The 12,268-nt window shown below is 64.7% G+C and carries 10 protein-coding genes; 4 read left to right on the top strand and 6 right to left on the bottom strand.

Annotation, left to right across the window (positions count from 1 at the left end; translation table 11 throughout):
* Window positions 1-66: 66 nt before the first annotated feature.
* Genes ptsP through KU43P_RS04305 form a run of 3 tightly spaced genes read left to right on the top strand, consistent with a single transcriptional unit; the run spans window position 67 to window position 5,591 of the window.
* Window positions 67-2,919: a phosphoenolpyruvate--protein phosphotransferase gene (ptsP, locus tag KU43P_RS04295; RefSeq protein WP_317661202.1), complete on the top strand. Its 2,853-nt coding sequence runs from the start codon at window positions 67-69 to the stop codon at window positions 2,917-2,919.
* Window positions 2,920-3,867 carry a 1-phosphofructokinase gene (gene pfkB / locus KU43P_RS04300; protein WP_317661203.1) on the top strand — a complete coding sequence of 316 codons (948 nt, stop codon included), beginning with the start codon at window positions 2,920-2,922 and terminating at the stop codon, window positions 3,865-3,867.
* A complete protein-coding gene (locus tag KU43P_RS04305) occupies window positions 3,864-5,591 on the top strand; it encodes a PTS fructose-like transporter subunit IIB (protein WP_317661204.1) in 1,728 nt (575 codons plus the stop codon). The genes pfkB and KU43P_RS04305 overlap by 4 nt, the downstream gene beginning before the upstream one ends.
* Window positions 5,592-5,712: 121 nt before the next feature.
* Here the strand turns inward: KU43P_RS04305 and KU43P_RS04310 are convergent, their stop codons facing one another.
* A complete protein-coding gene (locus KU43P_RS04310) occupies window positions 5,713-5,934 on the bottom strand; it encodes a DUF3820 family protein (RefSeq protein WP_016393933.1) in 222 nt (73 codons plus the stop codon).
* Window positions 5,935-6,132: 198 nt separating this feature from the next.
* Here KU43P_RS04310 and KU43P_RS04315 point away from each other — a divergent pair, with 198 nt between their 5' ends.
* On the top strand, window positions 6,133-6,609 hold the full coding sequence (locus KU43P_RS04315) for a ferritin-like domain-containing protein (protein ID WP_317661205.1): 477 nt from the start codon (window positions 6,133-6,135) through the stop codon (window positions 6,607-6,609).
* Here KU43P_RS04315 and KU43P_RS04320 read toward each other — a convergent pair.
* The 5 genes from KU43P_RS04320 to KU43P_RS04340 form a co-directional block, all read right to left on the bottom strand.
* A complete protein-coding gene (locus tag KU43P_RS04320; RefSeq protein WP_317661206.1) occupies window positions 6,606-8,102 on the bottom strand; it encodes a sensor domain-containing diguanylate cyclase in 1,497 nt (498 codons plus the stop codon). The genes KU43P_RS04315 and KU43P_RS04320 overlap by 4 nt on opposite strands.
* 212 nt (window positions 8,103-8,314) lie before the next feature.
* Window positions 8,315-9,649: an OprD family porin gene (locus tag KU43P_RS04325; protein ID WP_317661207.1), complete on the bottom strand. Its 1,335-nt coding sequence runs from the start codon at window positions 9,647-9,649 to the stop codon at window positions 8,315-8,317.
* A 204-nt stretch (window positions 9,650-9,853) separates the two neighbouring features.
* Window positions 9,854-10,075 carry a hypothetical protein gene (locus KU43P_RS04330; RefSeq protein ID WP_317661208.1) on the bottom strand — a complete coding sequence of 74 codons (222 nt, stop codon included), beginning with the start codon at window positions 10,073-10,075 and terminating at the stop codon, window positions 9,854-9,856.
* Window positions 10,076-10,206: 131 nt separating this feature from the next.
* Entirely contained in the window at window positions 10,207-11,619 is a 1,413-nt protein-coding gene (locus KU43P_RS04335; protein WP_317661209.1) for a heavy metal sensor histidine kinase, read from the bottom strand.
* On the bottom strand, window positions 11,594-12,268 hold the full coding sequence (locus tag KU43P_RS04340; RefSeq protein WP_317661210.1) for a heavy metal response regulator transcription factor: 675 nt from the start codon (window positions 12,266-12,268) through the stop codon (window positions 11,594-11,596). Before KU43P_RS04340 ends, KU43P_RS04335 begins: the two co-directional genes overlap by 26 nt.

Here is a 12,268-nt window from a genome sequence, read left to right on the forward strand (position 1 = left end):
CGTGAATTTCACAACAATACCTCAGTACCCGGCACTTATCGCAAGGGGCTGCAAAAGGAGAAGGTCATGCTCGAGCTCGCCAAAGAGCAGATAGCCATGGGCCAGACGGCCGTCGACAAGCCCCAGGCGTTGCGCCTGCTGGCGCAGCGGCTGGTCGCCGATGGGCTGGTCGCCGAAGGCTACCTGCAAGGCCTCGAGGCGCGTGAGGCACAAGGTTCCACCTTCCTTGGCCAGGGCATCGCCATCCCCCACGGCACCCCGCAGACCCGTGACCTGGTGTTCGCTACCGGCGTGCGCCTGCTGCAGTTTCCCGAAGGCGTCGATTGGGGCGACGGCCAGATCGTCTACCTGGCCATCGGCATCGCCGCCCGCTCCGACGAGCACCTGCGCCTGCTGCAATTGCTGACCCGTGCCCTGGGCGAAACCGACCTGGCCGAAGCCCTGCGCCGCGCCAGCTCCGCCGAAGCGCTGCTCAAGCTGCTGCAAAGCGCACCGCAGGAGCTGGCGCTGGACGCGCAACTGGTCGGCCTGAACCTGCCAGCCGACGACTTCGACGAGCTGGCCTGGCGTGGCGCGCGTCTGCTGCAACGTGCCGGGTGCGTGGACAGCGGTTTTGCCGCTGTGCTGCAGCAGGCCGCCCCCTTGCCCTTGGGCGAGGGCCTGTGGTGGCTGCACAGCGAGCGCCAGGTGCGCCAGCCGGGCCTGGCCTTCGTCACCCCTCAACAACCACTGCGCTATCGCGACCAGCCGCTCAATGGGCTGTTCTGCCTGGCCAGCCTCGGTGCGGCGCACCAGGCGTTGCTCGAACGCCTTTGCGAGGTGCTGATCGAGGGCCGTGGGCAGACGCTGTACCAGGCCACCAGCAGCCGCGCGGTGCTCGAAGTGCTGGGTGGCGAGGCGCCGATGGACTGGCCCAGTGCCCGCATCGCCCTTGCCAACCCCCACGGCCTGCATGCCCGCCCGGCGAAGATCCTGGCGCAGTTGGCCAAAGGCTTCGAAGGCGAAATTCACCTGCGCATGGTGGACAGCGCGCAGCCGGCAGTGTCGGTCAAAAGCCTCAGCAAGCTGCTCAGTTTGGGGGCTCGGCGTGGGCAGATGCTGGAGCTGATCGCCGAGCCGTCCATCGCCGGCGATGCCTTGCCGATACTGCTGGCAGCTATCGAAGAAGGTCTGGGCGAGGAGGTGGAGCCACTGCCCGCTACCGCCAGTCAGGCTTCGTCGATGCCGCCCGAACGCCTCCAGCCACCGGCAGCCGGCACCCGCATCCAGGCGGTGGGCGCGGCACCTGGTATCGCCAGCGGGCCGGCGCATGTCTGCGTCGAACGTGAAATCGACTACCCGTTGCGAGGCGAATCGCCCACCCAAGAGCGGCTGAAGCTGCAGCAGGCCGTGGCAGCGGTAAATGCAGACTTGCAGACGCTGGTGCGGCGCAGCGACAAAGCCATTGGCGAAATATTCGTTACCCACCAGGAAATGCTCGCCGACCCGGCCCTGACCGACGATGTCGAGCTGCGCCTGGCCCAGGGCGAGAGCGCACCGGCTGCGTGGATGGCGGTGATCGATGCCGCCGCACGCCAGCAGGAGGCACTGCACGATGCACTGCTCGCCGAGCGTGCTGCTGACCTGCGGGATGTCGGTCGTCGCGTATTGGCGCAGCTGTGTGGTGTGCAGACCCAGGCCGAGCCCGAGCAAGCTTATGTCCTGGTGATGGCCGAAGTGGGCCCCTCCGATGTCGCTCGCCTGGATCCGTCGCGGGTCGCCGGCATCGTGACCGCCTACGGCGGCGCCACCGCCCACAGCGCGATCGTCGCCAGAGCGCTGGGCATTCCAGCAGTGGTCGGTGTGGGGGCAGCGATCCTGCAGCTCGAAGCCGGCACCTCGCTGCTGCTCGATGGCCAGCGCGGCACCCTCAGCGTGGCGCCCCCTGCCGATGAGTTGCAACGTGCGCTGGCCGAACGCGACCAGCGCGAGCAGCGCCTGCGTGCGGCCTGGGCCGATCGCCACGCCCCGGCAGTCACCCGCGACGGCCATGCGGTCGAGGTATTCGCCAACATCGGCGAGAGCAGCGGTATCGACAAGGTGGTGGAGCAGGGCGCCGAAGGCATCGGCTTGCTGCGCACCGAACTGCTGTTCATGGCCCACCCACAGGCGCCGGACATCGTCACCCAGGAAGCCGAGTATCGCCGCGTGCTCGACGGCCTGGGCGGCCGGCCACTGGTGGTGCGCACCCTCGATGTGGGCGGCGACAAGCCGTTGCCCTATTGGCCGATCCCAGCCGAGGACAACCCGTTCCTCGGTGTGCGCGGGGTGCGCCTGACCCTGCAGCGGCCACAGATCATGGAAGACCAGTTGCGCGCCCTGCTGCGCGCCGCCGATCAACGCCCGCTGCGGATCATGTTCCCCATGGTCGGGCAGGTGCACGAATGGCGCGAGGCGCGGGCGATGGTCGAACGCCTGCGCGTGGAAATCCCGGTCGCCGACCTGCAGCTCGGGATCATGGTCGAGGTGCCGTCCGCAGCGTTGCTGGCGCCACAGCTCGCGCGCGAAGTGGACTTCTTCAGCATTGGTACCAACGACCTGACCCAGTACACCCTGGCCATTGACCGTGGCCACCCAAGCCTGTCGGCCCAGGCCGACGGCCTGCACCCGGCGGTGCTGAGCCTGATCGACATGACCGTGCGCGCCGCCCATGCCGAGGGCAAGTGGGTAGGGGTGTGCGGAGAGCTGGCCGCCGACCCGCAGGCCGTGGCAGTGCTGCTGGGGCTGGATGTCGACGAGCTGAGCGTGGCGGCGCGCAGCGTTGCCGAAGTCAAGGCACTGGTTCGCCAGGCCGATCACCAGACGGCCCGAGCACTGGCGCGCGAGGCCCTGCAACAAGACAGCGCCGCGGCGGTTCGCGCGCTGGTGGAGCGTTACTGAATGGCCAAGATCCTCACCCTGACCCTGAACCCGGCGCTGGACATCACCGTCAGCCTCGACACCCTGCGCCCGGGGCTCGTCAACCGTGCCCAGGACCAGCACAGCCATGCCGCCGGGAAAGGGCTGAACGTCGCCCAGGTGCTTGCCGACCTGGGGCACAGCGTGACCGTGGGTGGTTTCCTTGGCCAGGACAACCTGCAGCCGTTCGAGGCGTTGATCGAACGCCGTGGCTTCGTCGACTGCTTCGTCCGTGTACCGGGCGAAACCCGCAGCAACCTCAAGTTGGTCGAGGCCGATGGCCGCGTTACCGATATCAATGGCCAGGGGCCGCAGGTCGATGATGCGGCCTGCGCGGCCTTGTTACGTCGACTGGAGGCGGTGGCGCCGGGGCATGATGCGGTGGTGGTAGCCGGCAGCCTGCCGCGTGGCATCAGCCCCGAGTGGTTTCGCCTGTTGCTTGAGCAACTGAAGGCGCAAGGGCTGAAGGTCGCCCTCGACAGCAGCGGCGAAGCCCTGCGCGCCGGGTTGCAGAGTGCCCCGTGGCTGGTCAAGCCCAATACCGAAGAGCTTGGCGAGGTGCTGGGCGTCGGGGTGCACAGTGACGCCGAACAGCGTGCTGCTGCCAAGCAGCTGCTGGCCAGTGGTGTCGAGCATGTGGTGGTGTCGGCGGGTGAGCAGGGGGTCAGTTGGTTCGCCGCTGGCCTGGCGCTGCATGCCCAGCCACCACAGGTACGTGTGGCCAGCACCGTGGGTGCGGGTGACTCGCTGGTGGCGGGCATGGTGCATGGCCTGCTGCTTGGCGAGGCCACGGCGCAGACCCTGCGCCGCGCCACGGCCATTGCCGCCCAGGCGGTGACCCAAGTCGGCTTCGGGATCGGCGACCACGATCAACTGGCGCGCCTGCAAGCCGCCGTGCAACTGACAGAACAACAAGAGGGTTGCCGATGAACATTGCCATTGTCACCGCCTGCCCCAACGGCCAGGTGTCCAGCGTGCTCAGTGCGCGCCTGCTGGCGGCCGCCGCCCAGCGTCGCGGATGGAAAACCTGCGTCGAAGTGGTGGATGCCGAGCATCCAGAGCGGCAGTTGAGCGCCGCGCAGATCGCTGAGGCTGATTGGGTACTGGTGGTCAGCACCGGCCCGGTTGACCTGGCTCGGTTCAACGGCAAACGTTTGTACCAGAGCACGCCGGCCCAAGCGCTGGCCGACCGAGAAGGCTTTCTCGACCAGGCGGCCGCAAAGGCTCAGCTTCAGGTTGATGCGCCCGCTGCTGCGCAAACGTCGGGGGGCGTGCGCTTGGTTGCCGTTACCGCCTGCCCGACGGGCGTCGCGCACACCTTCATGGCTGCCGAGGCCCTGCAACAGGCTGCGCAGCAGCTTGGCTACTCGCTGACCGTGGAAACCCAGGGCTCGGTCGGTGCGCGCAACCCGCTTTCGGCCCAGGCCATCGCCGAGGCGGATGTGGTGCTGTTGGCCGCCGACATCGAGGTGCCCACTGACCGGTTTGCGGGTAAGCGGATCTACCGCTGCGGCACCGGTATTGCGCTCAAGCAGGCCCAGGCCACACTGGACAAGGCCCTGGCAGAGGCCAAGGTGGAAAGCGCAGGCGATGCCGCATCCGCGGTGGCCAAGGCCGAAAAGACAGGGGTGTACAAGCACCTGCTGACCGGCGTGTCGTTCATGCTGCCGATGGTGGTGGCCGGCGGCTTGTTGATCGCCTTGTCATTCGTGTTCGGTATCGAGGCATACAAGGAGCCAGGCACGCTCCCGGCTGCCTTGATGCAGATTGGCGGCGAGGCAGCATTCAAGCTGATGGTGCCGCTGCTGGCGGGCTATATCGCCTGGTCCATCGCCGACCGCCCGGGCCTTGCACCCGGCATGATCGGCGGCCTGCTGGCCAGCACCCTGGGCGCCGGTTTCATCGGCGGTATCGTTGCCGGTTTTCTTGCCGGCTACAGCGCCAAGGCCATCGCCCGCTGGGCACGGCTGCCGAGCAGCCTGGATGCGCTCAAGCCGATCCTGATCATTCCGCTGCTGGCCAGCCTGTTCACCGGCCTGGTGATGATCTATGTGGTGGGCCAGCCGGTAGCGGCCATGCTCGAAGGGCTGACGCACTTTCTCGACAGCATGGGCACTACCAATGCCATCCTGCTTGGCCTGTTGCTGGGCGGCATGATGTGCGTCGACCTGGGTGGGCCGATCAACAAGGCGGCCTATGCCTTCTCGGTGGGGCTACTGGCTTCGTCGAGCTACGCGCCGATGGCGGCGACCATGGCCGCTGGCATGGTGCCCCCGATCGGCCTGGGCATCGCCACCTTCCTGGCCCGGCGCAAGTTTGCGCAGAGCGAGCGCGAGGCGGGCAAGGCGGCGCTGGCGCTGGGCCTGTGCTTCATCTCCGAAGGGGCGATTCCGTTCGCGGCCAAGGATCCGTTACGGGTGATCCCGGCGAGCGTGGCGGGTGGAGCGTTGACCGGTGCGCTGTCGATGTATTTCGGCTGCAAGCTGATGGCGCCGCATGGCGGGCTGTTCGTGTTGCTGATCCCCAATGCGATCAACCATGCGTTGTTGTATCTGCTGGCGATCGTGGCGGGAAGCCTGCTGACGGCGGTGGTGTATGCCGTGATCAAGAAGAGTGAGCGGGTGGAGCTGGCAGTGGCGCCGGTCAAGGGCTGAGCCCTCGGCTGTTGCGACGGGCCTCATCGCCGGCAAGCCGGCTCCCACAGGAGTGCCACTGGCTGCAGGGCAGTGCAGATCCCTGTGGGAGCCGACTTGCCGGCGATAGGGCCTGCGCAGGCTAGCGCCGATGTTTCTGCCGCAACGGCACCAGCAAATCCCCTAGGCCGTTATGGTCGACTTCGTGCATCAACGCCAACAACCCACCCAATTCCCCTGCCGGGAAACCCTTGCGCGCAAACCACGCCAGGTAATCACCTGGCAGGTCGGCAATGATCCGACCCTGGTATTTACCAAACGGCATCGTGCGCGTGACCAGCAGTTCGAGGGTTTCCGGTTTCATGGTGATGCCTGCAAGTAGAGTGCGCCGACGATACTGCAATCTGCACGAGCGCCCAAGCGGCAATCATGCATAACGCCGTTTAACGTGTTTCTTGATCTAAGCCTAATTACTTGATTTTATTGGCTTTTATTTTAGAAGAAAGCTTGGCACGAAGGCTGCTCCTGTTTACATGACTATCACCTGCCAAGGAGTTCTGCCATGAGCAACCCCAACAAAGACGTGATCGACGTACTCAACGACCTGATCGAGTACAGCAAGGACGGCGAAAAGGGTTTCAAGACCTCGGCCGATGATGTGAAGAACCCGGAACTGAGGGCTTTCTTCGTGCAGCGTGCGGGTGAATGCGCCAGTGCTGCGGCTGAACTGCAAAGCGAAGTCCGCCGCCTGGGTGGCGACCCGGAAACCTCCACCAGCATCAGCGGTGACATGCATCGCGGCTGGGTCAATCTCAAGTCGATGGTCACTGGCAAGGACGAAGAAGCCGTGCTCAACGAAGTCGAGCGTGGCGAAGACCATGCCCTCAAGGCCTACAAGGAAGCCCGTGAAAAACTGGTCAAACTGGGCCGTGCTGCCAGCGACGAGAGCTACGCACTGGTCGAGAAGCAGCTGCAAGGCGTGCAACGCAACCATGACCAGGTGAAAGCCCTGCGTAACGCCGCACGCGCCCGCTCCTAAGCGACAGGCCCCTCTACTCGGTTACGGCCATTGGCCTTGGCCCGGTAGAGGGCTTCGTCCGCATCGCCCAACACCTGGGTAAGGTCGTGCTGGGTGCCTGGGATGTAGACGCCGATGCCGATGCTGACCGTCACCGAGCGCAGATCATCGGCAAACGGCGCCAACTCTTCCACGCAAGTTCGAATCCGTTCTGCCAACAGCAGCGCACCTGGCAGCTCGGTCTCTGGCAAGATCACCTGAAACTCCTCCCCCCCATAGCGTGCTGCCAGATCGGCAGGGCGCCTCAGGCATTGCTCGATGGCCTTGGCCACCTCGCGTAGCGCGTGGTCGCCGCCGGCATGGCCATGGCGCTGGTTGAATGCCTTGAAGTGGTCCACATCCACCATCATCACGGCCAGGGGCCTGCGATTGCGCTGAGCCCGCGCCCACTCCAGGCGCAGCACCTGGTCCAGCCGGCGACGGTTGGCAAGCCCGGTAAGGCTATCGGTGGCGGCGAGGGTCGCCAGGCTCTGTTCTGCCTCATGACGGCGCTGCAGCTCGCGGCCGAGCAGCAAGGTCAACCACAAGATGCCGACGCACAGTACGCCGGTGGCCACACTGACCAATATTGCCGTGCGTCGCCAGGACTCGAACACCTCGTCGGCCGAGTGCACCACCATCACGATCAAGGGCAGATCGGCCACCCGAGCGAAGGTGTACATGCGCTGCGCACCAGTAGTGCCCGAGCGGGCGGTGAAGCTGCCGCTGTGTTCACCGAGCACGCGCTTGAAGTTGGGCCGATCGCTGTAATTGCTGCCGATCAGCGGGTCCTGCGGGCGCGAAGGTTGCCGAGCGAGCAGCTGGCCGTGGGTATTGAACAGGTTGATGCTGCTGTCGTCGCCGATATCCAGGCGTTGGAACAGTTCGTTGAAATAGGAAAGGCGCAAGGCGCCAGCGGCCAATCCGGCGAACTCGCCGTCGGGCCCGGAGATGCGCCGGCTGAAACTGATGCACCAGTCCAGGTCGCCCAGGCGGGCCTTGAACGGCGGGCCTACCAGCAGGCCGAGGTTAGGGTTGTGCAGGTGGGCCTGGAACACGCCGGTGTCGGCGAAGTTGGCCTTGCGCGGCACCATGCTGGTGGAATCGCCCACCACATTGCCGGCTTTGTCGAGCCACAGCACATCGCCGCGTTTCTTGTCGACGAAGGCTTCGTTGAACAGCAGGCGCTGGCGCAGGGGGCCAGGGATCCCGGGCAGTTCCTTGCGATTGACCGCCCAGATCAGGCCCTGCAGGGACTGGTCGTACAGTTCGGCGTTGCGCAGGATGTCGCTTTCGATCAGTTGCACGATGTTGTTCGAGGCGCGGATGGCCGATTGCTCGACGCTGTCGCGCTCGCGGGCCAGCAGATAGCTGACGATGGCCACGATGGCGAGCACGGCAAGGCAACTGCCCAGGTTGAGGATCAGCTCGGGGTGCGACCTGTAGAGTGCGAGACGCGGTAATCGAGTGGGCATGCGCGCTACTGCTGAGGCAGGGCCATTTGCGGCGGCGACATTTTAGGGAAGCATGGATTGTCGGACAAGATTTGTCCGACGGAATCTGCCGTGCGGCCTATCGCCGGCAAGCCGGCTCCCACAGGTATCTCACCGTTTTCCGCTCGGTGGGGTACCTGTAGGAGCCGGCTTGCCGGCGAAACGGGGGCAAAGCCCCCGCCTGCGGTCCTGGATCAGAACACGTTCAATGGATAATCCACGATCACCCGCAGTTCGTCGTTGTCGCTGTTGTCGTCGATCGACGCATAGCCCTGGCTGCCGCGGTGGGTGGCGTAGCGCACCAGCACCGACAGGTCCTTGAAGTCGCCTTCCTGGAACACATACTTCACGTCCAGGTCACGCTCCCAGTGCGTGGCGTTCTTGCCATCGGCGCGGTAGTAGTCGTAGTGGCTGCGGTCCTGGGTGGCCTTGGTCAGGTCCGCCTCGCCGCGCGAGTACGATACGGTGGTGCTCAGGCCAGGGATGCCGACGCCGGCAAAGTTGTAGCCGTACTGCAACTTCCACGAACGCTCGTTGGGGGCGTTGAAGTCGGAATACATGCGCGAGTTGTCCAGGTACACGCTGTCGCCCAGGTTGATGTAGTCGAACGGGGTGTTGCCGTTGACCCGCTGGTAGGCGGCCGTGACGCTGTGGTAACCGGCGTTGACCGTGAAGTGCAGGCTGTAGGTGTTGTTGTCGATCTTGCCCAGCAGCGCCTGGCCAGTGTCCTGGGTGTGGTAGAAGTGCACGCCTGGGTTCAGGCTGACCAGGTCGTTGACCACGTAGGTGTAGTCGAAGTCGGCGTAGTACTGGTTCCAGATGTCCTTCAGCTCGGCGGCGTAAAGGTTGGCGGTGATGTTTTCGGTACCGCTCCAGGAAGCGCCGGCCCAGTTCAGGTGCTTGCTCTTGTCGTGCTCGTCCAGCGCACCGTAGTAGGTGTCGATGCGGCGGTGGCCGCTCTGGTTGTACGGGTGGGTGAAGCTGACTTGGCCACCTTCGAGCAGCAGCCCGTCGATGCTGGTGTTGGTCAGGCTCACGCCGCGGAAGGTCTGCGGCAGCATGCGAGTTTCGCCGCCGGCGATCACCGGGTTGGTGAGGAACAGGTCACCGGCCTTGAGCTCGGTATCGAACGCCTTGAGCTTGACCGCTGCGCCCGCCGTGGAGAAGGAGTGCGGCGCTGCGCCCAGCTCTCCGTCATCCTTGACGTGCGTAGGCAGGATGCTGGTGCCGGCATGGCCGCCACCGCCGTCGAGCTTCAGGCCCAGCATGGCATGGGCGTCGAGGCCGAAGCCGACCACCCCAGGGGTATAGCCGGACTCGAAGCGGGCGACTGCGCCCTGGCCCCACTCGCGCTTGTCGCGCACGCCTGGGTTGAGGTTGTTGCGGTTGAAGTAGGCATTACGAAAATGCAGGTTGAACGACGAGCCTTCGATGAAGCCATCAGCCTTGTCTTCATTTGCCTGGGCGGCGAGAGGCATCGTTGCAGTCAATGCAATGAACAGCGGGGTGAAACGAAACGCGGAAGGCACCGGTACTAGCTCCTTTGGTCTGACGGTGGGGCAGTTTTTATTTTTGAATGTGCAACTTTCTTGTTAGGGACATAACAACCGGGCTGATCGTTAAAGCACATAAAAAAAGCCGCTGATTGGCAGCGGCTTTAAAAGGCTAACATATCGGCACCGGTGGTGCCCATGGCGTAGCCGAGGGAAATCTGGGGCGTTAGCGAACAGCGATCAGCTGTCGGCGTTGGTATCGATGGAAACTTTCGAGGCTGTCTGTTCCGAGGCTTTTACGGCGTCTGCCTGGTGGGCAACGGCTTCGCGGGCGTCTTGGTGAACAGCGGCAAGTTCTGCTTTACGGGCGACGAAGGCCTGGGATTCTTCAGCCATGGCCAGGGGCGACAACAACAGGGAAGACAGAACGAAAACGCTGGCAATACCCATACTGTTGGACATTTGAAACTACCTTCTTGCGGTGCAAGTGCTAATGAGGACAGGGCTAAAGTTAGTCGTTTAATAGCCTGGGAAACAGCGTCCACGCTGATAAGCACTGTTGCGCAAAAGGTAACGATGATGCTGAAAAGCAATTAGACTTTCGCCCCAAACCCGCGTGGTTGAGCGGCTGGGAGGCGAATGCCGAAGGTGTTGGCGCCGGCCTCGCTCTGCACGAAAACGTCGCCGCCATGCATCAGTGCAATGGCCTTGACGATCGCCAGCCCCAAGCCGTGGTTGCCACCGCCACTGTTGCTGCGCGCCGCGTCCACCCGGTAGAAGCGCTCGAACAGCAGCGGCAGGTGGGTATCCTCGATCGCCGGCCCCGGGTTGCTCACGGCGATGCTCACCTGTTCCTGCCCGCCCTCGATATGCACACGGATCACCTCATCCGGCGCGGTGTGCTGCACGGCATTGTTCAGCAGGTTGATCAGCGCCCGACGCAACTGGGCTTTCTCGATGGGGGCCTGCGCATCGCCGCTGACCTGCACGCTGACCTGGGCGTCTTCGAGGATGTAGTCCAGGTAATCGAGTGTGGTGGCGACCTCTTCGGCCAGCGACACCTGGGTCAGGGCCGTGGCCTTGCTGCCCTGGTCGGCGCTGGCGAGGAACAGCATGTCGTTGATGATGCTGCGCAGGCGTTCGAGCTCTTCGAGGTTCGATTGCAGCACCTCGAAGTAATGCTCGGCGCTGCGCCCGCGAGTGAGTGCGACCTGGGTCTGGCCGATCAGGTTGGTCAGTGGCGAGCGCAGTTCGTGGGCCACGTCGGCGTTGAATGCCTCCAGCCGTGAGTAGGCCTGGCTTACTCGGTCGAGGGCTGCATTGAACGCGCCGGCAAACTGCGCCAGTTCTGGGGCAAGGTCGCTGGTTTGCAGGCGACCATCCAGGCGTGGCGGCGCCAGTGCCTGGGCCTCGTTGGACAGCGCCAGCAGCGGACGCAGGCCGATACGCGCTACCCAGTAACCGAGCACCGAGGCCAGCAGAACGCCCAGCACTGCCAGGCCGACGATGGCCACCAGCAGGCTGTGCTGGGCTTGCCAGAAGGTTTCCGTGTCGATGGCGATCAGAAAGCGCAGCGGCGGGCGGTCGGCCAGGGCCGGCATTTCGCTGACCAGCACCTTGTACGGGTAGGGGCGGTCTGGCAGGCGCAGGTCGCGCATGCCTTGCGCGCCCTCGGCGAACGCGCGCACCAGCTCGCTGGGGTGGCCGTATTCGAATGCAGGGTTGCTGCTCACCACCCAGAAGCGGATGCGTTTGTCTTCCTCGCTGAGCAGGTTGAGCTTGTTGCTGATCTTGGCCCAGTGCTCGGGTGTTCCGAAGCGGTTGAGGGTGGATTCGAGCACGCTGTAGCGGGCGTCCAGCTCGGCCGCCGGCAGCAGGTCGAGGCTGCGGTCGACCTGGCGATACAGCGCCGAGCCGATCAGCACGAACACACCCAGGGCCACCAGGATGAACAGCCCCGACAGGCGCAGTGCGATGGAATTAAACGGCACGGTTTTCCAGGACATAACCCATGCCTCGGATGGTATGCAGCAGCTTGTTGTCGAATGGCCCGTCGAGCTTGGCGCGCAGGCGCTTGATCGCCACTTCGACGACGTTGGCATCGCTGTCGAAGTTGATGTCCCAGACCAGCTCGGCGATGGCGGTCTTGGACAGAATTTCGCCTTGGCGCCGGGCCAGCACGCTGAGCAGCGAGAACTCCTTGGCGGTAAGGTCCAGGCGCTGGCCTGCGCGGCTGGCCTTGCGCGCCATCAGGTCGATCCACAGGTCGCCAACCTGTACCTGCAACGGCTCGTGGCTACTGCTGCGGCGGGTCAGGGCCTGCAGGCGGGCCACCAGTTCGAGAAACGAGAAGGGTTTGCCCAGGTAGTCGTCGGCACCCTCGCGCAGGCCATGGATGCGGTCCTCGACACGTTCGCGGGCCGTGAGCATGATCACCGGCGTCTGCTTGCGTGCGCGCAAGGCGCGCAGCACCCCGTAGCCATCCAGGCCCGGCAGCATCACGTCGAGCACGATAACCGCGTAGTCGCCTTCCAGGGCCATGTGCAGCCCGTCGATGCCGTCCCGCGCAAGGTCGACGGTGAAGCCTTGTTCGCTCAGGCCGCGATGCAGGTAGTCGGCGGTTTTTTCTTCGTCTTCGATGATCAGCACACGCAT

Origin of the sequence: Pseudomonas sp. KU43P, from assembly GCF_033095865.1 — a bacterium.
GTDB lineage: Bacteria > Pseudomonadota > Gammaproteobacteria > Pseudomonadales > Pseudomonadaceae > Aquipseudomonas.